At 38.6% G+C, this 21,636-nt stretch carries 29 protein-coding genes and 1 pseudogene; all 30 read right to left on the bottom strand.

Annotation, left to right across the window (positions count from 1 at the left end):
• Positions 1–118 precede the first annotated feature (118 nt).
• Positions 119–865 carry a type I methionyl aminopeptidase gene (gene map, locus MVE64_RS14310; protein ID WP_098798307.1) on the bottom strand — a complete coding sequence of 249 codons (747 nt, stop codon included), beginning with the start codon at positions 863–865 and terminating at the stop codon, positions 119–121.
• Positions 862–1,515 carry an adenylate kinase gene (locus MVE64_RS14305; RefSeq protein WP_098798308.1) on the bottom strand — a complete coding sequence of 218 codons (654 nt, stop codon included), beginning with the start codon at positions 1,513–1,515 and terminating at the stop codon, positions 862–864. The genes map and MVE64_RS14305 overlap by 4 nt, the downstream gene beginning before the upstream one ends.
• Before the next feature lie 58 nt (positions 1,516–1,573).
• A complete protein-coding gene (gene secY / locus MVE64_RS14300) occupies positions 1,574–2,866 on the bottom strand; it encodes a preprotein translocase subunit SecY (protein ID WP_098798309.1) in 1,293 nt (430 codons plus the stop codon).
• The gene (rplO, locus tag MVE64_RS14295) at positions 2,866–3,306 is read right to left on the bottom strand and encodes a 50S ribosomal protein L15 (RefSeq protein ID WP_026561238.1); all 441 of its coding nucleotides are present in this window, start codon (positions 3,304–3,306) and stop codon (positions 2,866–2,868) included. The genes secY and rplO overlap by 1 nt, the downstream gene beginning before the upstream one ends.
• A gap of 31 nt (positions 3,307–3,337) precedes the next feature.
• Positions 3,338–3,520, bottom strand: a complete 183-nt coding sequence (gene rpmD / locus MVE64_RS14290) for a 50S ribosomal protein L30 (protein ID WP_026561237.1) — start codon at positions 3,518–3,520, stop codon at positions 3,338–3,340.
• A gap of 12 nt (positions 3,521–3,532) precedes the next feature.
• Positions 3,533–4,033: a 30S ribosomal protein S5 gene (rpsE, locus tag MVE64_RS14285; protein ID WP_098798310.1), complete on the bottom strand. Its 501-nt coding sequence runs from the start codon at positions 4,031–4,033 to the stop codon at positions 3,533–3,535.
• Between the two features lie 23 nt (positions 4,034–4,056).
• Positions 4,057–4,419 (bottom strand): 50S ribosomal protein L18, encoded by a 363-nt coding sequence (rplR, locus tag MVE64_RS14280; protein WP_098798311.1) that lies wholly within the window; start codon positions 4,417–4,419, stop codon positions 4,057–4,059.
• Positions 4,420–4,452: 33 nt separating this feature from the next.
• The gene (gene rplF, locus MVE64_RS14275) at positions 4,453–4,992 is read right to left on the bottom strand and encodes a 50S ribosomal protein L6 (RefSeq protein WP_098798312.1); all 540 of its coding nucleotides are present in this window, start codon (positions 4,990–4,992) and stop codon (positions 4,453–4,455) included.
• Positions 4,993–5,021: 29 nt separating this feature from the next.
• Positions 5,022–5,420 carry a 30S ribosomal protein S8 gene (gene rpsH / locus MVE64_RS14270; RefSeq protein ID WP_098798313.1) on the bottom strand — a complete coding sequence of 133 codons (399 nt, stop codon included), beginning with the start codon at positions 5,418–5,420 and terminating at the stop codon, positions 5,022–5,024.
• Positions 5,421–5,451: 31 nt separating this feature from the next.
• Entirely contained in the window at positions 5,452–5,637 is a 186-nt protein-coding gene (rpsN, locus tag MVE64_RS14265) for a 30S ribosomal protein S14 (protein ID WP_010285078.1), read from the bottom strand.
• A 24-nt stretch (positions 5,638–5,661) separates the two neighbouring features.
• Positions 5,662–6,201, bottom strand: a complete 540-nt coding sequence (rplE, locus tag MVE64_RS14260) for a 50S ribosomal protein L5 (protein ID WP_098798314.1) — start codon at positions 6,199–6,201, stop codon at positions 5,662–5,664.
• A 24-nt stretch (positions 6,202–6,225) separates the two neighbouring features.
• Positions 6,226–6,537 (bottom strand): 50S ribosomal protein L24, encoded by a 312-nt coding sequence (gene rplX / locus MVE64_RS14255; protein ID WP_098798315.1) that lies wholly within the window; start codon positions 6,535–6,537, stop codon positions 6,226–6,228.
• A gap of 36 nt (positions 6,538–6,573) precedes the next feature.
• The gene (gene rplN / locus MVE64_RS14250; RefSeq protein WP_026561230.1) at positions 6,574–6,942 is read right to left on the bottom strand and encodes a 50S ribosomal protein L14; all 369 of its coding nucleotides are present in this window, start codon (positions 6,940–6,942) and stop codon (positions 6,574–6,576) included.
• Between the two features lie 39 nt (positions 6,943–6,981).
• Positions 6,982–7,245, bottom strand: a complete 264-nt coding sequence (rpsQ, locus tag MVE64_RS14245) for a 30S ribosomal protein S17 (protein ID WP_098798316.1) — start codon at positions 7,243–7,245, stop codon at positions 6,982–6,984.
• A gap of 20 nt (positions 7,246–7,265) precedes the next feature.
• The gene (gene rpmC, locus MVE64_RS14240) at positions 7,266–7,469 is read right to left on the bottom strand and encodes a 50S ribosomal protein L29 (RefSeq protein WP_098798317.1); all 204 of its coding nucleotides are present in this window, start codon (positions 7,467–7,469) and stop codon (positions 7,266–7,268) included.
• On the bottom strand, positions 7,459–7,893 hold the full coding sequence (rplP, locus tag MVE64_RS14235; RefSeq protein WP_098798318.1) for a 50S ribosomal protein L16: 435 nt from the start codon (positions 7,891–7,893) through the stop codon (positions 7,459–7,461). The genes rpmC and rplP overlap by 11 nt, the downstream gene beginning before the upstream one ends.
• A gap of 1 nt (position 7,894) precedes the next feature.
• Positions 7,895–8,551 carry a 30S ribosomal protein S3 gene (rpsC, locus tag MVE64_RS14230; RefSeq protein ID WP_098798319.1) on the bottom strand — a complete coding sequence of 219 codons (657 nt, stop codon included), beginning with the start codon at positions 8,549–8,551 and terminating at the stop codon, positions 7,895–7,897.
• Positions 8,552–8,554: 3 nt separating this feature from the next.
• Entirely contained in the window at positions 8,555–8,899 is a 345-nt protein-coding gene (gene rplV, locus MVE64_RS14225) for a 50S ribosomal protein L22 (protein ID WP_098798320.1), read from the bottom strand.
• Between the two features lie 17 nt (positions 8,900–8,916).
• Positions 8,917–9,195 (bottom strand): 30S ribosomal protein S19, encoded by a 279-nt coding sequence (rpsS, locus tag MVE64_RS14220; protein WP_098798321.1) that lies wholly within the window; start codon positions 9,193–9,195, stop codon positions 8,917–8,919.
• Positions 9,196–9,252: 57 nt separating this feature from the next.
• Positions 9,253–10,083: a 50S ribosomal protein L2 gene (gene rplB, locus MVE64_RS14215; RefSeq protein WP_098798322.1), complete on the bottom strand. Its 831-nt coding sequence runs from the start codon at positions 10,081–10,083 to the stop codon at positions 9,253–9,255.
• A gap of 27 nt (positions 10,084–10,110) precedes the next feature.
• Positions 10,111–10,398, bottom strand: coding sequence for a 50S ribosomal protein L23 (gene rplW, locus MVE64_RS14210; RefSeq protein ID WP_098798323.1), 288 nt, complete (start codon positions 10,396–10,398; stop codon positions 10,111–10,113).
• Positions 10,398–11,021 carry a 50S ribosomal protein L4 gene (rplD, locus tag MVE64_RS14205; RefSeq protein ID WP_247339066.1) on the bottom strand — a complete coding sequence of 208 codons (624 nt, stop codon included), beginning with the start codon at positions 11,019–11,021 and terminating at the stop codon, positions 10,398–10,400. The genes rplW and rplD overlap by 1 nt, the downstream gene beginning before the upstream one ends.
• Before the next feature lie 27 nt (positions 11,022–11,048).
• A complete protein-coding gene (gene rplC, locus MVE64_RS14200) occupies positions 11,049–11,678 on the bottom strand; it encodes a 50S ribosomal protein L3 (protein ID WP_247339065.1) in 630 nt (209 codons plus the stop codon).
• Positions 11,679–11,722: 44 nt separating this feature from the next.
• Positions 11,723–12,031: a 30S ribosomal protein S10 gene (rpsJ, locus tag MVE64_RS14195; RefSeq protein WP_026561219.1), complete on the bottom strand. Its 309-nt coding sequence runs from the start codon at positions 12,029–12,031 to the stop codon at positions 11,723–11,725.
• A 1,005-nt stretch (positions 12,032–13,036) separates the two neighbouring features.
• Complete coding sequence (gene tuf / locus MVE64_RS14190; RefSeq protein WP_121664182.1) at positions 13,037–14,227, bottom strand: elongation factor Tu; 1,191 nt, start codon at positions 14,225–14,227, stop codon at positions 13,037–13,039.
• 114 nt (positions 14,228–14,341) lie between these two features.
• Positions 14,342–16,420 carry an elongation factor G gene (gene fusA / locus MVE64_RS14185; RefSeq protein ID WP_247339064.1) on the bottom strand — a complete coding sequence of 693 codons (2,079 nt, stop codon included), beginning with the start codon at positions 16,418–16,420 and terminating at the stop codon, positions 14,342–14,344.
• Positions 16,421–16,472: 52 nt separating this feature from the next.
• Positions 16,473–16,943, bottom strand: a complete 471-nt coding sequence (gene rpsG / locus MVE64_RS14180) for a 30S ribosomal protein S7 (RefSeq protein ID WP_098798328.1) — start codon at positions 16,941–16,943, stop codon at positions 16,473–16,475.
• Positions 16,944–16,992: 49 nt separating this feature from the next.
• A complete protein-coding gene (gene rpsL / locus MVE64_RS14175; protein ID WP_066330432.1) occupies positions 16,993–17,415 on the bottom strand; it encodes a 30S ribosomal protein S12 in 423 nt (140 codons plus the stop codon).
• A gap of 80 nt (positions 17,416–17,495) precedes the next feature.
• A complete protein-coding gene (locus tag MVE64_RS14170; RefSeq protein ID WP_247339063.1) occupies positions 17,496–17,765 on the bottom strand; it encodes a 50S ribosomal protein L7ae-like protein in 270 nt (89 codons plus the stop codon).
• 192 nt (positions 17,766–17,957) lie between these two features.
• A pseudogene (gene rpoC, locus MVE64_RS14165) lies at positions 17,958–21,559 on the bottom strand (DNA-directed RNA polymerase subunit beta').
• Positions 21,560–21,636: the final 77 nt, after the last annotated feature.

Here is a 21,636-nt window from a genome sequence, read left to right as displayed (position 1 = left end):
TAAAACGATATCCCTCTTATCTTGGCGCATATTTTATAGTTGATCAAACAATTTGCTTAGTCAACTAAATACACGTGGTAACGATAATCGGATCATTTTAAGCAATGTCACCTATCGATTATGCCTTAGTCAGAATCTCAAAACCATCTTCAGTAATAGCAATAGTGTGTTCAAAATGAGCACAGTATTTTCCATCAACTGTTACAACAGTCCAATCATCTTCCAAGGTTCTTACATAACGGGTACCTGCATTAACCATCGGTTCTATCGCTAGTACCATTCCCGGCTTTAGCCTAGGACCTTTATTTGGTGGACCATAATGAGGGATCTGAGGATCTTCATGAAGCTCCTGCCCGACACCGTGACCAACATACTCTCTCACAACTGAGAAGCCATGCTCTTCAACATATGTTTGGATAGCATGAGAAATGTTAGATAATCGATCGCCTGGCTTTGCTTCTTTAAGACCCCTGAATAAAGATTCTTCAGTAACATCTAATAATCTTTGAGCTTCATCAGAAATCTTACCAACAGGATAGGTCCAAGCTGAATCACCATGATATCCATTATATTTCGCACCAATATCGATACTAATGATATCCCCGTCATTTAATACACGATCACCCGGTATTCCGTGAACGAGCTCTTCATTTACTGAAGCACATATGCTTCCGCGGAAACCATTATACCCTTTAAATGAAGGAATTGCATCATGTGCACGAATAAATTTTTCGGCAATTACATCCAGTTCCTTCGTCGTTACACCAGGTTTAATGTGTTTAATTAATTCTTGATGAGTTAAAGCGACAATTCGTCCTGCTTCTCGCATAATTTCTAGTTCACGCTGAGTCTTACAAATGATCATGCACCTAGTCCTCCAACCAGTTGATCAACGTCGTTAAATACTAGATCGATATCCTGTTCACCATCTATATTTCTTAAATAACCTTTTTCATTATAAAAGTCTAATAGAGGTTGTGTTTGTTGAAGGTTCACTTCTAAACGATTAGCTACTGTTTCTTCGTTATCATCTGCGCGTTGGTAAAGCTCACCACCACATTTATCACACTTACCTTCGTTAGCAGGTGGATTAAATACTAAGTGGTAAGTTGCTCCACATTGTTTACAGATACGACGACCAGTTAATCGTTCCATTAGGATATCTTTATTAACTTGTATATTAATGACATAATCAATCTGTTTGTTTAGGTCTGTTAGAATTCCTTCAAGCGCATCTGCTTGAGCTACTGTTCTTGGAAAGCCATCTAAAAGGAAACCTTTTTGACAATCATTCTTGCCTAAACGTTCACGAACAATACCAATGGTAACTTCATCGGGAACTAATTCTCCTTTATCAATGAAAGACTTAGCTTGTAGACCAAGTTCTGTTTCTTCTTTCATAGCAGCTCTGAACATATCTCCTGTTGAGATATGAGGGATGTCGTATTTGTCTACAATACGTTCAGCTTGAGTTCCTTTCCCAGCACCAGGAAGACCCATTAATACTAGATTCATTTGTATTCCCCCCTCAGTCTCTATTTAGAGGGAATGGGAAGGATTTCCCATATCCTCATTATTTAATAAAGCCTTTATAATGACGTTTCACTAGCTGACTTTCAAGTTGTTTCATTGTTTCCAGTGCAACACCGACAACAATTAATAAACTAGTTCCACCAATCTGTGCAGATTGAGGAAGATCAGCAAATTTAATGAAGAAAACAGGAAGAACAGCTATAGCTGCTAAGAAAAGAGAACCAACAAAAGTTAAACGATATAATACCTTTGTAACATATTCCTGCGTGCTCTTACCTGGTCTAATACCAGGGATATAACCGCCTTGTTTCTTCAAATTATCCGCCATTTGTTCAGGATTAACTTGAACAAATGTATAGAAGTACGTAAATGCTAAGATTAACGCAACATAGATAACCATACCTATTGGCTGTGTGTAATCAAAAGTTTTCGATATCCAATCTGTCACATCGTTAGGACCAAAGAAAGATGCAATAGTAGGAGGTGTAATAATAAATGATACCGCGAAGATAACAGGAATTACACCAGCTGGGTTAACTTTTAACGGTAGGTGTGTCGAATGACCACCACCCATGTTTTTGTTACCAGCACCCTTAGCATATTGAATTGGTATTTTACGAAGTGCTTGTTGAATAAAGATCGTTCCTACTACAACAGCTAATATTGCTAAAATTAAGATGACAACTGTCACAATTTTAATGAAAAGTTGATCACCGGCATCTTCGAATTGTTGTGCATAAATTTGGTTAACAGTTGAGGGAATCCCTGCTACAATCCCTGCAAAGATGATAATGGAAATACCATTTCCTACACCTTTAGAAGTGATTTGCTCTCCTAACCACATTAAGAATGCTGTACCTGCTGTTAATACAATCGCAATTAACAAGTATGTTCCTATACCAGGGTTATTAATTAATAATCCTCCTGATTGGGTGTTAAACCCGTAAGACATACCTAACGCTTGGATGAAACCTAATATTATCGTAAAGTATCTTGTAAATTGAGCTAACTTACGACGCCCAACTTCACCTTGTTTAGACCATTCAGTAAACTTCGGAACAACATCCATCTGTAAAAGTTGAATGATGATTGAAGCTGTAATGTATGGCATTATTCCCATCGCTAAAATAGAGAAGTTATATAATGCTCCACCACCGAATGTATTTAGAATTCCGAACACGTTAAGTTCATCCTGGGCCTTTAACACATCAGCATTAACATTAGGCACAGGTATGAACGTACCAATACGAAATACTACTAACATTAAAAGGGTGAATATGATCTTACTTCTAATATCACCCACGCGCATAAAATTGGAGATTGTTTTAAACATTAGATCACCTCAGCTGTACCGCCAGCAGATTCAATTGCTTCTTTAGCAGAAGCTGAGAATTTGTTAGCTTTTACAGTAAGTTTTTTCTCTAACTGGCCGTTACCAAGGATTTTTACACCAGATTTCACATTACTTACAACGCCTGTTTCAAGTAATAACTCTGGAGTAACCTCTGTACCGTCTTCGAAACGGTTTAGGACATCAAGGTTAACAATTGCAAAGTCCTTGCGGTTGATGTTTGTGAATCCACGTTTAGGTAAGCGTTGGAACAAAGGAGTTTGACCACCTTCGAATCCAGGACGAACTCCACCACCAGAACGAGCATTTTGTCCTTTATGACCTTTACCAGCTGTTTTACCGTTACCAGAACCAATACCACGACCAACACGATTACGTGTTTTACGTGAACCTTCTGCTGGTTTCAACTCATGAAGTTTCATCGGGACACCTCCTTATATATTTATGTTTCTATTATTGTTCTTTAACTGTAACTAAGTGAGCAACTTTATTAATCATACCGCGAATCGCAGGATTATCTTCTTGAACAACAGTTTGGTGTAACTTTTTAAGTCCAAGAGTTTTAACAGTAATACGTTGATCTTCAGGACGACCAATCACACTGCGAGTGAGGGTAATTTCTAACTTATTCGCCATTGTTTTCCCTCCTTATCCTAACAGTTCTTCTACCGTTTTTCCACGTAACTTCGCAACTTCTTCAGCACTCTTTAGATCATTTAATCCAGAGATTGTAGCACGAATCATATTAATTGGAGTGTTTGAACCTAAAGATTTTGAAAGAATATCAGCTACACCAGCTAACTCAAGTACCGCACGAACAGGTCCTCCTGCGATAACTCCAGTACCTTCTGATGCTGGTTTTAAGAGAATGTTACCTGCACCAAATTGACCGATAACTTGGTGAGGAATTGTAGTACCTACCATTGGTACCTCAATTAGATTTTTCTTAGCATCCTCAATTGCTTTACGGATTGCTTCTGGTACCTCTTGAGCTTTACCAGTACCGAAACCTACATGACCGTTTTTATCACCTACAACAACTAGTGCTGCAAAGCGGAAACGACGACCACCTTTAACAACTTTTGCAACGCGGTTTACCGTAACTACGCGTTCTTCAAGCTCTAATTTGTTTGGATCAATACGACGCATTCTTTGTGTCCCTCCTTTTGCGATTAAAATTCTAGTCCAGCCTCGCGAGCAGCTTCAGCTAGGGCCTTTACACGACCATGGTATAGATAACCCCCGCGATCAAATACAACTGTTTTAACGCCTTTTTCGATAGCACGTTTTGCTACTAATTCTCCAACCTTTTGAGCAGCATCAGCATTGCTTTTAGAATCTAAAGTAAGATCTTTATCTAATGTAGATGCACTTACTAAAGTAACTGAGTTAGTATCGTCAATTACTTGAGCATAAATGTGTTGGTTAGAACGATATACGTTTAAACGAGGACGTTCAGCTGTGCCTGTTAACTTAGCACGAACACGTGCGTGTCTTTTTTTACGTACAGCATTTTTATCAGCTTTAGTAATCATTTAGGTCACTCCTTTCTTATCAACTAAGCGATATTACTTCGCAGTTTTACCTTCTTTACGACGTACATGTTCGCCTTCGTAGCGAATACCTTTACCTTTGTAAGGCTCTGGTGGACGAACGTCACGAATATTAGCTGCAATAGCACCTACACGCTCTTTATCAGTTCCTTTTACAAGAACTTTAGTTTGTGATGGTACTTCAATTTCAATACCAGACTCAGGTGTGATTTCAACAGGGTGAGAGTAACCAACGTTAAGAACTAACTTGTTACCAGATTTAGAAGCACGGTAACCGACACCGATAAGTTCTAAACCTCTTTCAAAACCTTTAGAAACACCTTCTACCATGTTTCCTAATAAGCTACGAGTTGTACCGTGTAGAGCACGGTGCTCCTTAGCATCAGAAGGACGAGTAACAGTTAACACGTTATCTTCAATAGCGATTTTCATATCAATATTGAATGTACGAGTTAATTCACCTTTAGGTCCTTTAACTGTTACAGTATTATCATCAGCGATGTTAATAGTAACACCAGCTGGGATTTCAAGTAATTTCTTACCAATACGAGACATTCATTACACCTCCATTCTATTTAAACGTATTACCAAACGTATGCTAATACTTCTCCACCAGTTTGTTTTGCACGAGCTTCTTTGTCAGTCAAAACACCTTGAGAAGTTGAAACGATCGCAATACCTAATCCGTTAAGTACACGTGGTACTTCGCCAGCTTTAGCATATACACGAAGACCTGGTTTACTGATTCTTTTAAGGCCTGTAATTACACGTTCATTGTTAGCACCGTATTTTAAGAAAATACGAATGATACCTTGTTTATTATCTTCTACATACTCTACGTCACGTACGAAACCTTCACGTTTTAAGATTTCAGCGATTTCCTTTTTGATTGTTGATGCAGGAAACTCAAGTTTTTCGTGACGTACCATATTCGCATTACGAATGCGAGTAAGCATATCTGCAATAGGATCTGTCATAACCATTACTAAATAACCTCCTTCCCGTTATACGGTTTTACCAGCTAGCTTTTTTCACGCCTGGAATTTGACCTTTGTAAGCAAGTTCACGGAAACAAATACGGCAAAGCTTAAATTTACGTAGTACTGAGTGTGGACGTCCGCAACGTTCGCAACGAGTGTACTCTTGTACTTTAAACTTTTGCGTGCGCTTTTGCTTAGCAATCATTGATTTTTTAGCCACAATTTCGCCTCCCTTTACTAGCGATTATTTTTGGAACGGCATACCGAACTGTGTTAATAGTTCGCGCGCTTCTTCATCAGTATTCGCAGTTGTTACGATAACGATATCCATACCACGAACTTTGTTAACTTTATCATAATCAATCTCAGGGAAGATTAATTGCTCTTTCACACCTAAAGTGTAGTTTCCACGACCATCAAATGATTTCTTAGAAACCCCACGGAAGTCACGTACACGTGGTAATGAAACAGAAATTAATTTATCTAAGAATTGGTACATACGCTCACCACGAAGTGTAACTTTTGCACCGATTGGCATACCTTCACGTAGACGGAAGCCTGCGATTGATTTTTTAGCTTTCGTTACAACTGGTTTTTGACCAGTGATTTGTCCTAACTCTTCAACAGCTACGTCTAGAGCTTTTGAGTTAGATACTGCATCACCAACACCCATGTTGATTACGATTTTTTCGATTTTTGGAGTTTGCATTACTGATTTGTAAGAAAACTTTTTCATTAATGCAGGAGTAATTTCACTTTGATACTTTTCTTTAAGGCGGTTCATACTTATACCTCCCTTCCTGATTTACTATTTATCTAAAGTTTCACCAGATTTTTTTGCTACACGTACCTTTTTACCGTCAACCACTTTATAACCAACACGAGTTGGCTCACCAGATTTAGGATCAAGTGGCATAACATTTGATACATGGATAGGTGCCTCTTGGTTTAAGATTCCACCTTGTGGGTTTGCTTGTGAAGGTTTAGCGTGTTTTTTCACGATGTTAATACCTTCAACAAGAATACGGTCTTTTTTAGGATAAGATGCAAGAACTACGCCTTGTTTACCTTTATCCTTACCAGAGATAACCATTACTTTATCACCTTTTTTAACATGCATCCTAGTTGCACCTCCTTAGTAAGGCAATTCAATTTATTATAGAACTTCTGGAGCTAGAGAAACGATTTTCATGAAGTTGTTTTCACGTAATTCACGTGCAACTGGTCCAAAAATACGTGTACCACGTGGACCTTTGTCATCACGAATGATAACACATGCGTTTTCGTCAAATTTGATGTAAGAACCATCAGAACGACGAGCGCCACTCTTAGTACGCACGATTACAGCTTTAACAACATCACCTTTTTTGACAACGCCACCTGGTGTTGCTTGTTTTACCGTACAAACAATTACATCACCGATGTTAGCAGTTTTACGACCAGAACCGCCTAACACTTTAATTGTTAATACTTCACGAGCACCAGAGTTGTCAGCAACTTTCAAACGAGATTCTTGTTGGATCATCTATGTTACCTCCCTTCGGAATTAACTATCCGAACAATATTAAATGATAATAGCTTCTTCAACAACACTAACTAAACGGAAGCGTTTTGTCGCAGATAATGGACGAGTTTCCATAATTCTTACGATATCGCCAGTTTTAGCTTGGTTGTTTTCATCATGAGCTTTGTATTTCTTAGAGTATTTTACACGTTTACCGTATAATGGGTGTGTTTTGTATGTTTCAACAAGAACAGTGATAGTTTTATCCATTTTGTCAGAAACAACACGACCAGTATAAACTTTACGTTGGTTACGTTCACTCATTCAGTAAACCTCCTCTCTTATTAACGATTATTAGCAGCAAGCTCTCTTTCACGGATAACAGTTTTCATACGAGCGATCGATTTACGAACTTCACGGATGCGAGCAGTGTTTTCTAATTGTCCTGTCGCTAATTGAAAGCGAAGATTAAATAACTCTTCTTTAAGAGACTTTACTTTTTGTTCAATTTCAGCAGTGGTAAGGTCACGAATTTCATTAGCTTTCATTTGATTCACCACCAATTTCTTCACGTTTTACAAACTTCGTTTTAATCGGTAATTTATGAGAAGCTAAACGTAAAGCTTCACGTGCTACCTCTTCAGTTACACCAGAGATTTCAAACATAACTTTACCTGGTTTTACAACAGCTACCCAACCTTCTGGAGCACCTTTACCAGATCCCATACGTACCTCTAAAGGTTTTGCAGTATAAGGCTTAGAAGGGAAGATTTTAATCCAAACTTTTCCGCCACGTTTCATATAACGTGTCATCGCAATACGAGCAGCTTCGATTTGACGATTTGTGATCCAAGAAGCTTCAAGAGCTTGAATTCCGAACTCACCGAAATGTACCTCAGTACCGCCTTTAGCACGACCGCGCATTTTTCCACGGTGCTCTCTGCGATATTTTACGCGTTTTGGCAATAACATATTATTTTCCTCCTTCCTCAGTTTTCTTCTTAGTAGGAAGAACCTCTCCACGATAGATCCAAACTTTTACGCCTAATTTACCGTAAGTTGTATCAGCTTCAGCTGTTCCATAATCGATATCAGCACGAAGTGTGTGTAGTGGAACTGTTCCTTCGCTATAATGTTCAGCACGTGCGATATCTGCTCCACCTAAACGACCAGATACTTGAGTTTTGATACCTTGAGCACCAGCACGCATTGCACGTTGGATTGTTTGTTTTTGTGCACGACGGAAAGAAATACGGTTTTCTAATTGACGTGCGATATTTTCAGCAACTAATTTAGCATCTAAATCAGCTTTTTTGATTTCAAGAATGTTAATGTGTACACGTTTGCCAGTTAATTGGTTAAGTGCTTTACGAAGTGCTTCAACTTCAGTACCACCTTTACCGATTACCATACCTGGCTTAGCAGTGTGGATTGTAATGTTTACACGGTTAGCAGCACGCTCGATCTCAATTTTAGAAACAGATGCATCGCTAAGACGTTTAGTAACATATTCACGAATTTTAATATCTTCATGTAAAAGAGTTGAGTAGTCTTTTCCTGCGAACCATTTTGACTCCCAATCACGAATAACTCCGATACGAAGACCGACTGGATTTACCTTTTGACCCACTGATTATCCCTCCTTCTTTTCTGTTAAGATGATTGTGATGTGGCTTGTGCGTTTGTTGATTGCACTTGCGCGACCCATAGCACGTGGACGGAAACGTTTAAGAGTTGGACCTTCGTTTGCATAAGCTTCTGTTACAACTAAGCTATTAATGTCCATTTCATAGTTATGTTCAGCGTTAGCCACTGCCGATTTTAATACTTTCTCTATGATTGGAGAAGCAGCCTTTGGCGTGTGGTTTAAAATCGCTACTGCTTCACCTATTTGCTTACCTCGAATAAGATCTAAAACTAAACGAGCTTTACGAGGAGCAATACGAACTGTTCTTGCGACAGCTTTAGATTGTTGCATTTAAATGCCTCCTCTCATTAACGTCTTGTTTTTTTGTCATCACTAGCATGACCTTTGTAAGTACGTGTAGGTGCGAACTCACCTAATTTATGACCTACCATATCCTCAGTTACATATACAGGAACATGTTTACGACCATCATAAACAGCGATAGTGTGACCAATAAATTGTGGGAAAATTGTAGAACGACGTGACCAAGTTTTAATAACTTGCTTTTTCTCAGTTTCATTTAATTTCTCAACTTTGTTGATTAAATGATCATCAACGAATGGTCCCTTTTTTAAGCTACGGCCCATGATTGTACCTCCCTTCGCGATCGTGCTACGGTTCGATTGAACCGTAGTTCAATCACGTTATTTTTTACGGCGACGCACGATAAATTTATCTGATTTGTTCTTCTTCTTACGAGTCTTAGCTCCAAGTGTTGGTTTACCCCATGGAGACATTGGTGATTTACGTCCGATTGGAGCGCGTCCTTCACCACCACCGTGTGGGTGATCGTTAGGGTTCATTACAGATCCACGAACAGTAGGACGTTTGCCTAACCAACGTGAACGACCTGCTTTACCAATGTTGATAAGTTCATGTTGCTCGTTTCCTACTTGACCTACAGTTGCACGGCAAGTAGCAAGAATCATACGAACTTCACCAGAGTTTAAACGTACAAGTACGTATTTACCTTCTTTACCTAATACTTGAGCAGAAGTACCTGCAGAACGAACTAATTGACCACCTTTACCAGGTTTTAATTCGATGTTGTGTACTACTGTACCTACAGGAATGTTTAGTAATGGTAGTGCATTACCTACTTTAATATCTGCTTCAGGACCAGACATAATCTCTAGACCTACTTTTAAATTCTTAGGTGCAAGGATGTATCTTTTCTCACCATCAACATAGTTGATTAGTGCGATGTTAGCAGAACGATTTGGATCGTACTCGATTGTAGCAACGCGTCCTGGTATACCATCTTTGTCGCGTTTGAAATCAATCACACGATATTGGCGTTTGTGTCCACCACCTTGGTGACGAACTGTTAATTTACCTTGGTTATTACGTCCACCTTTTTTGTGTAAAGGTGCAAGTAACGATTTTTCTGGTTGATCTGTCGTGATTTCAGCAAAATCCGATACTGTCATTCCACGACGACCGTTTGAGGTTGGTTTATATTTTTTAATCGCCATATCGATATCCCTCCTTTTCTATTGAAATTATACTTCGAATAATTCGATTTCTTTGCTATCTGCAGTAAGCTTGATGATCGCTTTACGACGACGGTTAGTTAAACCGCTGTAACGACCAACACGCTTTAATTTTCCTTTGTAGTTCATGATGTTTACTTTTTCAACTTTTACGCCAAAGATTGATTCGATCGCATCTTTAACTTCAGTTTTATTAGCCTTAACATCTACTTCAAACGTATATTTTTTCTCAGTCATAAGATCTGTTGAACGTTCAGTGATTACGGGGCGCTTAATAATATCACGAGGATCTTTCATTATGCAAGTACCTCCTCTACTTTTTGCACCGCAGCTTTCGTCATAATAAGCTTATCGTGGTTAAGTACATCAAGTACATTTACACCACTCGCAGTAACAACTGTTACTCCAGGGATGTTACGAGCTGATAATGCAATGTTTTCATTGTTGTCAGCTGTTACAATTAACGCTTTTCTTTCAACAGAAAGACCTTTAAGAACAGAAGCCATTTCTTTTGTTTTTGGTGCGTTAAGTGCTAAATCCTCTAAAACAACGATATCGTTGTCAACTACTTTTGATGATAAAGCTGATTTGATTGCTAAACGGCGAACTTTTTTAGGTAATTTATAAGCATATGAACGTGGAGTTGGTCCAAATACAACACCACCACCGCGCCATTGTGGAGAGCGAATAGATCCTTGACGAGCACGTCCAGTACCCTTTTGACGCCAAGGTTTGCGTCCTCCGCCTGCTACTTCAGAACGATTTTTAACTTTGTGAGATCCTTGACGTAAGGAAGCTCTTTGCATGATAACCGCTTCAAATAATACATGCTGATTAGGTTCGATACCAAATACAGAATCATTAAGTTCGATTTCTCCAACGTTTGATCCAGTTTGGTTTAATAATGCTACTTTAGGCATTACCCAATTCCTCCTTTCTTAAAGAAATTATTTAGATTTAACTGCGCTTTTCACAGTGATAAGTGCTTTTTTAGGTCCTGGTACATTACCTTTGATTAATAATAGATTGCGTTCTGCATCTACTCTAACGATCTCTAAGTTTTGAACAGTAATACGCTCTCCACCCATACGACCTGGTAATAGTTTGTTTTTGAATACACGGTTAGGTGCTACAGGTCCCATTGAACCTGGACGACGATGGTAACGAGAACCGTGAGACATTGGTCCACGAGATTGTCCGTGGCGTTTAATAGAGCCTTGGAAACCTTTCCCTTTAGAAACTCCTGTTACATCTACGATTTCACCTGCTGTGAAAATATCAACTTTGACTTCTTGACCTACTTCGATTTGCTCTAAGCTAGCTTCACGAAGTTCTTTAACGAAGCGCTTAGGTGCAGTATTAGCTTTTGCAACGTGTCCTTTTTCTGGTTTGTTAGAAAGCTTTTCACGTTTATCTTCAAATCCTAATTGAACCGCGTTGTATCCATCAGTATCAACAGATTTCTTTTGAAGAACTACGTTTGGATTAGCTTCGATAACAGTTACCGGAATTAAATCACCGTTTTCAGCAAATACTTGCGTCATACCGACTTTTCTTCCTAAGATTCCTTTGGTCATGAGTCACACCTCCTATAAATTATCAATCATTTATTTTAAAAAAATTATAATTTGATTTCAATGTCAACACCAGATGGTAAGTCAAGACGCATTAATGCATCAACTGTTTGTGGTGTTGGGCTGATGATATCAATCAAACGCTTATGCGTACGCATTTCGAATTGCTCACGAGAATCTTTGTATTTATGAACCGCACGTAGGATTGTGTATACTGATCTTTCTGTTGGTAACGGAATTGGACCAGAAACATTTGCACCAGAACGTTTTGCAGTTTCTACAATTTTCTCTGCAGATTGATCAAGAATTCTGTGATCATAAGCTTTTAAACGGATACGAATCTTTTGTTTTGCCATTATTTTCCCTCCTTTTCGCCTACTTTTAAAATAGACATTTTCTCCGCAAGAATTTTCCCTACACACGCCATGGCAAAGCGGCCGTGTGTATCGGCAACCTCCTGCTTCATCGCAGTCAAAGACCAACATTGTCTATTATACATAAAACTTATGTTAGATGCAAGAACTATTTAAAATACCTAGTTTCTTGAGCACTTTTCATATTATACATAGAATGTATAAAGATATCAAGGATATCATTGTTGGTTTATTATTCATGTATTAGAAATGTAAGTGAAATAATCATTTTTAAAAGAAAGATCTTATCAAAATAATCATTAATCATTCTAATATATGTCTCTATACTCAGATACGCCTTAAGAGGAAACTTATTTATATAGTAGAAATAGAATAATTCATTCATCAAAGTATTTAAGAATATTAGATGTATGCATTGATAGTTGGTACTCGTGCTTATTACTGAAAAAGTATAATAAGAGATTGATGATTGTGGGATATTTACGGCAGCCGAAATTGATGAACTGAGTGCCAAGAGGAGTATAATATCATGATTTTATAGGATTTGAGCAGCTTGTTTGTCTTGGTGTTATTTTTATAGAGAGTGAGTGCTCTTATGAAGTTCAATTCTCATATAAATATAATCTCATTCTTGTTTCATATTGTTAATGAAGATCATCTCTTTCTTCATTACCAATATGTTTGCTCTTCATCCATCTTATGAAGAGCATTTCTCTCTATATTATTATCATCTTTGGTCTTCATTCCCTTTATGAAGACCATCTCTCTCTTCATCTTCACCTCATTTTTTCTTCATTCTCCTTATGAAGACCAATTCTCTCTTCATTTTCACCTCCTTTGTTCATCATTTTCTTTATGAGGGTTATTTCTCACCATTTACCCATCTCTAGAAATTTCATCGAATCTATAAATTCGATTCACATTAGTGTTTAGATTTATGTACAAAAAAAGACGAGCATTAAATGCTCGCCTTTTATCTATTACAAATTAAGATTGGATAGAAGCTACAACGCCAGCGCCTACTGTACGTCCACCTTCGCGGATTGAGAATTTAGTACCTTCTTCAATCGCGATTGGAGCAATAAGCTCAACTGTCATTTCAACGTTATCCCCAGGCATAACCATTTCTACGCCTTCAGGTAATTGGCAGATACCAGTTACGTCAGTTGTACGGAAGTAGAACTGAGGACGGTAGTTAGTGAAGAATGGAGTGTGACGTCCACCTTCTTCTTTTGATAATACATAAACTTCTGCTTTGAAGTTAGTGTGTGGAGTGATTGTACCTGGTTTAGCAAGTACTTGTCCACGTTGAACATCATCACGAGCAACCCCACGAAGAAGTGCACCGATGTTGTCACCAGCTTCAGCATAATCAAGAAGCTTACGGAACATTTCAACACCTGTTACAGTAGTTGATTTTGGCTCTTCAGTTAAACCGATGATGTCGATAACGTCACCAACTTTAACTTGTCCACGCTCGACACGACCTGTAGCAACTGTTCCACGACCAGTGATAGAGAATACGTCCTCAACTGGCATCATGAATGGCTTATCAGTGTCACGTTCTGGAGTTGGGATGTACTCATCAACAGCGTTCATAAGTTCAACGATTTTCTCTTCCCACTCAGCTTCACCTTCAAGTGCTTTAAGAGCAGAACCTTTGATTACAGGTACATCGTCACCTGGGAAATCGTACTCAGAAAGTAAGTCACGAACTTCCATTTCAACTAGTTCTAATAACTCTTCGTCATCAACCATGTCACATTTGTTTAAGAATACAACAAGGTAAGGTACACCTACTTGACGAGATAATAAGATGTGCTCACGAGTTTGTGGCATTGGGCCGTCAGCAGCAGATACTACTAGGATACCACCGTCCATTTGAGCAGCACCAGTGATCATGTTTTTAACATAGTCAGCATGTCCTGGGCAGTCAACGTGTGCATAGTGACGAGTTTCAGTTTCATACTCAACGTGTGCAGTTGAGATAGTGATTCCACGCTCACGCTCTTCAGGAGCAGCATCGATCATATCATATGCCATCGCTGCACCTTTACCACTGCGCTTAGCAAGTACAGTAGTGATTGCAGCTGTTAAAGTTGTTTTACCATGGTCAACGTGTCCGATTGTACCGATATTAGCATGCGTTTTGGAACGGTCGAATTTTTCTTTAGCCATTCTAAAAATCCTCCTTAGAGTTCTAATTTTTTTTGGATATATGTAACAGAAAGTGAAACATCACTTTCTGTTCTCACATAAGTAGTTATACTTCATAAAAGGGGGTAAAATCAATTACTCACCTTTATTTTTTTTGATAATTTCTTCAGAAATTGATTTTGGAACTTCTTCGTAGTGATCAAAGTGCATTGTGAACACTCCGCGTCCTTGAGTGTTAGAACGTAATGAAGTTGCGTAACCAAACATTTCAGATAGTGGAACCATAGCACGTACTACTTGAGCATTACCACGAGCTTCCATACCTTCTACACGTCCACGGCGAGAAGTAACTCCTCCCATGATGTCTCCCATGTATTCTTCTGGGATTACAACTTCTACCTTCATAACTGGCTCTAGGATTACTGGGCTACATTTTGATACAGCATTTTTAAGAGCTAAAGATGCTGCGATCTTGAACGCCATCTCACTTGAGTCAACGTCATGGTAAGATCCATCTACTAAAGCAGCTTTTACATCAACTAATGGGAAACCAGCAAGAACACCGTTTTGCATTGCATCTTCTAGACCAGCTGAAACTGCAGGAACGTATTCACGTGGAACTACCCCACCAACGATTTTGTTTTCAAATTCGAAGCCTTTACCTTCTTCGTTTGGTTCGAACTCGATCCAAACGTGTCCGAATTGACCACGACCACCAGATTGACGTGCAAATTTTCCTTCAACTCTTGCTCCTTGACGGAAAGTTTCACGATAAGCAACCTGAGGTGCACCAACATTAGCTTCTACTTTGAATTCACGTTTCATACGATCAACTAGAATATCTAGGTGAAGTTCACCCATACCCGCGATGATTGTTTGACCAGTTTCTGGGTCAGTATGAGCACGGAATGTTGGATCTTCTTCTTGAAGTTTTTGTAAAGCAGTAGTCATTTTATCTTGGTCTGCTTTAGATTTTGGTTCAACAGAAAGTTGAATAACTGGCTCAGGGAATTGCATAGACTCTAAGATAACAAGGTTTTTCTCGTCACATAGAGTGTCACCAGTTGTTGTATCTTTTAAACCTACAGCTGCAGCAATATCACCAGAGTAAACCTCAGAGATTTCCTCACGGCTGTTTGCGTGCATTTGAAGGATACGACCTACACGCTCACGCTTACCTTTAGTAGAGTTTTGGATATATGATCCAGAACTTAGAGTACCAGAGTAAACACGGAAGAATGTAAGTTTCCCAACGTAAGGATCTGTCATTACTTTGAAAGCTAATGCAGCGAATGGGCCTTCATCGCTAGATTCGCGAGTTACTTCTTCTTCAGTATCAGGAATGATACCTTTAATTGCAGCTACATCAATTGGAGCTGGAAGATAATCGATAACTGCGTCTAACATTTTTTGAACACCTTTGTTTTTGAATGCAGATCCACAGATTACTGGATAGAATTCTACATTTAAAGTACCTTTACGAATTGCTGCTTTTAGCTCATCGTTAGAGATTTCTTCTCCACCAAGGTATCTCTCCATTAAGTCTTCATCAAGTTCTGCAACTGCTTCAACTAACTTTTCACGGTATTCTTCAGCTTGTTCTTGGTATTCTTCAGGAATTTCTTTATCAACAATATCAGTTCCTAAATCATTACCATAGAATGTAGCCTTCATTTCTACAAGGTCGATAATACCTTCGAATTGATCCTCAGCACCAATTGGTAATTGAATTGGGTGAGCATTCGCTTGAAGACGATCATGTAGAGTTGAAACAGAGTATAAGAAGTCAGCACCAATTTTGTCCATTTTATTAACGAACACAACACGTGGTACGCCATATGTTGTTGCTTGACGCCATACTGTTTCAGTTTGTGGTTCAACACCTGATTGAGCATCAAGAACTGCTACTGCACCATCAAGTACACGTAAAGAACGTTCAACTTCAACAGTGAAGTCTACGTGTCCTGGTGTATCGATGATGTTTACACGATGACCTTTCCACGACGCAGTTGTCGCCGCAGAAGTAATCGTGATTCCACGTTCTTGTTCTTGCTCCATCCAGTCCATCTGAGATGCACCTTCATGAGTTTCACCGATTTTGTGGATACGTCCAGTGTAATAAAGAACACGCTCAGTTGTCGTTGTTTTACCAGCATCAATATGAGCCATGATTCCGATATTACGAGTATTCTTTAAGGAGAACTCTCTTGCCATTGGGTAATTTCTCCTTCCTTATAGGAAATTTAGTTTGATTAGATTGTATTGATTACCAACGATAGTGAGCAAATGCTTTATTTGCTTCAGCCATCTTATGAGTATCTTCACGTTTCTTAACTGCTGCACCAGTGTTGTTAGCAGCATCTAGAATTTCGTTAGCTAAACGCTCTTCCATCGTTTTTTCTCCGCGAAGACGAGCGTAGTTTACTAACCAACGTAAACCTAAAGTTGTACGACGATCTGGACGTACTTCTACAGGTACTTGGTAGTTAGCACCACCAACACGACGTGCTTTAACTTCAAGAACTGGCATGATGTTTTTAAGTGCTTGTTCAAACACTTCCATTGCATCATTACCTGAACGTTCTTTAATTAAATCGAAAGCATTGTAAAGTACAGATTGTGCTTTACCTCTTTTCCCGTCGATCATAATTCTGTTTACTAAACGTGTAACAAGCTTTGAATTGTAAATTGGATCTGGTAACACATCTCTTTTTGCTACAGGACCTTTACGTGGCATGTTATGTCCTCCCTTCATCTAAGTTTTATATTCTTAATGTCTTATAACATTATTTTTTAGCAGCTTTTGGACGTTTTGTACCGTATTTAGAACGGCCTTGCATACGTCCATCAACACCAGCAGTATCTAACGCACCACGAACAATGTGATAACGTACCCCCGGTAAATCTTTTACACGTCCACCACGGATAAGAACAACACTGTGCTCTTGTAAGTTGTGGCCAATACCAGGAATGTATGCTGTTACTTCAATTCCGTTTGTTAAACGAACACGAGCATATTTACGAAGCGCTGAGTTAGGTTTCTTCGGCGTCATCGTACCTACACGAGTACATACACCACGTTTTTGAGGTGAAGATACGTTAGTTTGCTCTTTTTTGAAGCTGTTGTAACCTTTGTTTAATGCAGGTGATTTAGATTTCTCTACTTTGCTTACGCGACCTTTACGCACTAATTGATTAATAGTAGGCATTATCGTTTTCCTCCCTTCACTTTTTAATACCACACATCCAGGTGGTTCATATTTAGGCAAAAACAAAGTTTCTGCAATTATTAATTTGCAAAAACATCTATTTTACGGATTATAGCTACAGCTGCAGCTCCCACTTCTATTCCACAAGCTCTTCCAAGCTTTTTCATAGATGAAACTGTTGTTAAAGGGACTTTTTGAGTTTCTGCTGTTTGAATAACCTTTTGGATAATTCTATAATCAGCATCTTCTGCTATAATGATCTCTTTAACTTCATTATTCATAAGAGCTTTGACTGATTGCTTAGTACCAACAATGATTTCATTTGCCTGTGACACTTTATCATAAGACATAAGCTTATATCCTCCAAAGCAACAGGTTTAAGATTGGAACACCTTGAATATAGTAACATTGCACGAGACGGATGTCAACAATCATCAAAAAAACTTTATTCATCCATTTCTTAACTGTTTTTAAGGATTATATTTGATAAACTCCATTAAAAATCATTGGGGGATTACCCCCCAATGATGGAGTTATAATCATTAATCTACTGATACTACTTCTTCAACTTGCTCGACTTTAGCAATTGGTTCAGTTTGACGATATCTTGTCATACCAGTACCAGCAGGAACAAGTTTACCAATAATTACATTTTCTTTAAGTCCTAGTAATTCATCACGTTTTCCTTTAATCGCTGCATCAGTAAGAACTCTAGTTGTTTCTTGGAATGATGCGGCAGATAAGAAGGAGTCAGTTTCAAGAGATGCTTTGGTAATACCAAGTAATACTGGACGTCCAGTTGCAGGGCGTTTACCATCTAACAACACTTGTTTGTTAGCATCAGTGAACTGATGAACATCAAGGAGTGTACCTGGTAGTACATCTGTATCACCAGCATCCATGACACGGACTTTACGTAACATTTGTCTTACCATAACCTCTACGTGCTTATCTCCAATTTCTACCCCTTGCATACGGTAAACTTTTTGAACTTCACGTAATAAATATTGTTGAACAGCTTGAAGATCTTTTACTTTTAGTAATTCCTTAGGATCTATTGAACCTTCTGTCAAGACTTGACCACTCTCAATTTTATCACCTTGAGTAACTTTAAGTCTTGCATTATATGGAGCTGTATAAGAACGGGATTCTACGTCACCTTGAATCACTATTTCTTGCTGTTTATCACGAACTTCATTGATCTCAGCTACAACACCATTAATTTCAGAAATGATCGCTTGACCTTTAGGATTCCTTGCTTCAAACAACTCTTGGATACGAGGTAAACCTTGTGTGATATCGTCTCCGGCAACCCCACCTGTATGGAATGTACGCATTGTTAATTGTGTACCAGGCTCACCGATTGATTGAGCAGCAATAATACCAACTGCTTCACCAACTTCTACTTCACTTCCTGTAGCAAGGTTACGTCCGTAACATTTTTTACATACACCATGTCTAGTGTTACAAGTAAATGCAGAGCGAATCCATACTTTATCAATTCCAGCTTCCATAATTTCTACTGCAATATCCTCAGTAATTAATTCATTTTCCTCAACAATTACCTCATCTGTTTCAGGGTGTTTTAGAACTTTACGGCAATATCTACCAATTAGACGTTCATCTAATTTTTCAATAATTTCCGTACCTTCTCTAATTGCCTCAGCCAGAATGCCTCGATCTGTGCCACAATCATCATCACGGATGATAACATCTTGGGCAACGTCAACAAGACGACGAGTTAAGTAACCAGAGTCAGCTGTTTTTAAGGCAGTATCCGCAAGACCTTTACGTGCACCGTGTGTAGAGATGAAGTACTCTAATACAGTTAAACCTTCACGGAAACTTGATTTGATTGGTAATTCAATGATACGTCCAGCCGGGTTGGCCATTAATCCACGCATACCAGCAAGCTGAGTAAAGTTAGATGCGTTACCACGGGCACCAGAGTCACTCATCATGAAGATAGGGTTGCGCTTATCTAGAGACGCCATTAATTTTCCTTGAATATTATCTTTTGCAGCACTCCAGATAGAGATAACACGTTCATAACGCTCATCTTCAGTAATTAAACCTCTTCTGAACTGTTTTAATACGTTATCTACCTTAGCTTGTGCTTCACCGATAATTTCTTGCTTTTCTTTTAATACGATGATGTCAGATACACCAACTGTAATACCAGCTTTTGTAGAGTAACTGAAACCTAGATTCTTCATGCGGTCAAGCATTTTAGATGTTTCAGTAATATGGAATCTTTTGAAGATTTCTGCAATGACTTTCCCTAGAATACCCTTCTTGAATGGCGCGATTTCATCTAAAGCTGCAACATGCTCTTTCACATCAACCGTTGGAGCTACAAAGTATTTATCAGGTGTTTTTTCTTCAATGTTTTCTTTCGTTGGTTCATTCATGTAAGGGAATGATTCAGGTAAGATTTCATTGAAGATTAACTTACCAACAGAAGTAACAAGCAACATTTTGTTTTGCTCTTCTGTAAATGTTTGATTTTTTAATGAAGATGCTTGAACTGCAACACGTGTATGTAAATGTACATATCCGTTTTGATAAGCAAGTAGTGCTTCATTAGTATCTTTAAAGATCATACCTTCACCAATTGCACCAGCACGCTCTAATGTTAAGTAATAGTTACCTAATACCATATCCTGTGAAGGAGTAACAACTGGCTTACCATCCTTAGGATTAAGGATATTTTGAGCTGCTAGCATTAAAATACGTGCTTCAGCTTGTGCCTCAGCTGATAATGGTACGTGAACGGCCATTTGGTCACCGTCAAAGTCCGCATTATAAGCAGTACATACCAGTGGGTGAAGACGAATTGCACGACCTTCTACTAAAGTAGGTTCGAAGGCTTGAATTCCTAATCTATGAAGAGTTGGTGCACGGTTAAGTAAAACTGGATGTTCTTTAATAACTGATTCTAAAACATCCCATACTTCCGGCTGTACTCTCTCAATTTTACGTTTTGCACTCTTAATGTTATGAGCTAATCCTTTTTCAACTAACTCTTTCATAACAAACGGCTTAAACAGTTCTAGTGCCATCTCTTTTGGTAAACCACATTGATACATCTTAAGGTTTGGACCTACAACGATAACAGAACGACCAGAGTAGTCAACACGCTTACCTAATAAGTTTTGACGGAAACGTCCTTGTTTACCTTTTAACATATGTGAAAGTGATTTTAAAGGACGATTACCTGGTCCTGTAACTGGGCGTCCACGACGTCCATTATCAATAAGAGCATCAACTGCTTCTTGAAGCATACGCTTCTCATTTTGAACGATAATGCTTGGTGCTCCAAGATCTAATAAACGCTTAAGACGATTGTTACGGTTAATAACACGTCTATATAAATCATTTAAATCAGAAGTAGCAAAACGTCCACCATCAAGTTGTACCATTGGACGTAATTCAGGCGGAATAACAGGAAGAACATCAAGAATCATCCAAGATGGGTCATTTCCTGAGTTACGGAATGCTTCAAGTACTTCTAGACGTTTAATTGCACGTGTACGACGCTGTCCTTGAGCAGTTTTCAACTCTTCTTTTAAAGAATCCACTTCTTTATCTAGATCAATATCTGATAATAGCTTTTTAATAGCTTCTGCACCCATAGATGCTTGGAAGGTATTACCGTACTTTTCACGGTAAGCTCGGTATTCTTTTTCTGAAAGTAATTGTTTTTTCTCAAGAGGAGTATCTCCAGTTTCAGTTGTTACATAAGAAGCAAAATAAATAACTTCCTCTAAAGCACGTGGTGACATATCTAGAACAAGCCCCCCATACGACTTGGAATTCCTTTGAAATACCAAATATGTGAAACAGGAGCAGCTAATTCAATATGTCCCATTCTTTCACGGCGTACTTTTGCACGAGTTACTTCAACTCCACAACGATCACAAACTACACCTTTATAGCGGACTCTTTTGTATTTACCACAATGACATTCCCAGTCTTTTGTTGGTCCAAAAATACGTTCGCAAAACAGACCATCTTTTTCTGGTTTTAATGTACGGTAATTGATTGTTTCTGGTTTCTTAACCTCACCAAAGGACCAAGAGCGAATCTTGTCAGGTGAAGCTAAGCCGATGCTCATATATTCAAAATTATTTACATCTATCAAGGGGCCTACCTCCCTTTTCGTCTTCAGGTTCTACCCAATTTAAATGGCTGTATTCAAGTCAAGTTTAAAGTTCTTTT

The organism is Metabacillus endolithicus, assembly GCF_023078335.1.
Lineage (GTDB): Bacteria > Bacillota > Bacilli > Bacillales > Bacillaceae > Metabacillus > Metabacillus endolithicus.
Note: the sequence above shows the minus strand (reverse complement) of the source record. Positions and strands in the feature narration are given on the sequence as shown.

What these genes read in the sequence shown, in the direction of transcription:
- map (WP_098798307.1), bottom strand. Translation starts at nt 865, where the DNA reads ATGATCATTTGTAAGACTCAGCGTGAACTAGAAATTATGCGAGAAGCA.
- MVE64_RS14305 (WP_098798308.1), bottom strand. Translation starts at nt 1,515, where the DNA reads ATGAATCTAGTATTAATGGGTCTTCCTGGTGCTGGGAAAGGAACTCAA.
- secY (WP_098798309.1), bottom strand. Translation starts at nt 2,866, where the DNA reads ATGTTTAAAACAATCTCCAATTTTATGCGCGTGGGTGATATTAGAAGT.
- rplO (WP_026561238.1), bottom strand. Translation starts at nt 3,306, where the DNA reads ATGAAACTTCATGAGTTGAAACCAGCAGAAGGTTCACGTAAAACACGT.
- rpmD (WP_026561237.1), bottom strand. Translation starts at nt 3,520, where the DNA reads ATGGCGAATAAGTTAGAAATTACCCTCACTCGCAGTGTGATTGGTCGT.
- rpsE (WP_098798310.1), bottom strand. Translation starts at nt 4,033, where the DNA reads ATGCGTCGTATTGATCCAAACAAATTAGAGCTTGAAGAACGCGTAGTT.
- rplR (WP_098798311.1), bottom strand. Translation starts at nt 4,419, where the DNA reads ATGATTACTAAAGCTGATAAAAATGCTGTACGTAAAAAAAGACACGCA.
- rplF (WP_098798312.1), bottom strand. Translation starts at nt 4,992, where the DNA reads ATGTCTCGTATTGGTAAGAAATTACTTGAAATCCCAGCTGGTGTTACT.
- rpsH (WP_098798313.1), bottom strand. Translation starts at nt 5,420, where the DNA reads ATGGTTATGACAGATCCTATTGCAGATATGCTTACTCGCATTCGTAAT.
- rplE (WP_098798314.1), bottom strand. Translation starts at nt 6,201, where the DNA reads ATGAACCGCCTTAAAGAAAAGTATCAAAGTGAAATTACTCCTGCATTA.
- rplX (WP_098798315.1), bottom strand. Translation starts at nt 6,537, where the DNA reads ATGCATGTTAAAAAAGGTGATAAAGTAATGGTTATCTCTGGTAAGGAT.
- rplN (WP_026561230.1), bottom strand. Translation starts at nt 6,942, where the DNA reads ATGATCCAACAAGAATCTCGTTTGAAAGTTGCTGACAACTCTGGTGCT.
- rpsQ (WP_098798316.1), bottom strand. Translation starts at nt 7,245, where the DNA reads ATGAGTGAACGTAACCAACGTAAAGTTTATACTGGTCGTGTTGTTTCT.
- rpmC (WP_098798317.1), bottom strand. Translation starts at nt 7,469, where the DNA reads ATGAAAGCTAATGAAATTCGTGACCTTACCACTGCTGAAATTGAACAA.
- rplP (WP_098798318.1), bottom strand. Translation starts at nt 7,893, where the DNA reads ATGTTATTGCCAAAACGCGTAAAATATCGCAGAGAGCACCGTGGAAAA.
- rplV (WP_098798320.1), bottom strand. Translation starts at nt 8,899, where the DNA reads ATGCAACAATCTAAAGCTGTCGCAAGAACAGTTCGTATTGCTCCTCGT.
- rpsS (WP_098798321.1), bottom strand. Translation starts at nt 9,195, where the DNA reads ATGGGCCGTAGCTTAAAAAAGGGACCATTCGTTGATGATCATTTAATC.
- rplB (WP_098798322.1), bottom strand. Translation starts at nt 10,083, where the DNA reads ATGGCGATTAAAAAATATAAACCAACCTCAAACGGTCGTCGTGGAATG.
- rplW (WP_098798323.1), bottom strand. Translation starts at nt 10,398, where the DNA reads ATGAAAGATCCTCGTGATATTATTAAGCGCCCCGTAATCACTGAACGT.
- rplD (WP_247339066.1), bottom strand. Translation starts at nt 11,021, where the DNA reads ATGCCTAAAGTAGCATTATTAAACCAAACTGGATCAAACGTTGGAGAA.
- rplC (WP_247339065.1), bottom strand. Translation starts at nt 11,678, where the DNA reads ATGACCAAAGGAATCTTAGGAAGAAAAGTCGGTATGACGCAAGTATTT.
- rpsJ (WP_026561219.1), bottom strand. Translation starts at nt 12,031, where the DNA reads ATGGCAAAACAAAAGATTCGTATCCGTTTAAAAGCTTATGATCACAGA.
- tuf (WP_121664182.1), bottom strand. Translation starts at nt 14,227, where the DNA reads ATGGCTAAAGAAAAATTCGACCGTTCCAAAACGCATGCTAATATCGGT.
- fusA (WP_247339064.1), bottom strand. Translation starts at nt 16,420, where the DNA reads ATGGCAAGAGAGTTCTCCTTAAAGAATACTCGTAATATCGGAATCATG.
- rpsG (WP_098798328.1), bottom strand. Translation starts at nt 16,943, where the DNA reads ATGCCACGTAAAGGTCCTGTAGCAAAAAGAGATGTGTTACCAGATCCA.
- rpsL (WP_066330432.1), bottom strand. Translation starts at nt 17,415, where the DNA reads ATGCCTACTATTAATCAATTAGTGCGTAAAGGTCGCGTAAGCAAAGTA.
- MVE64_RS14170 (WP_247339063.1), bottom strand. Translation starts at nt 17,765, where the DNA reads ATGTCTTATGATAAAGTGTCACAGGCAAATGAAATCATTGTTGGTACT.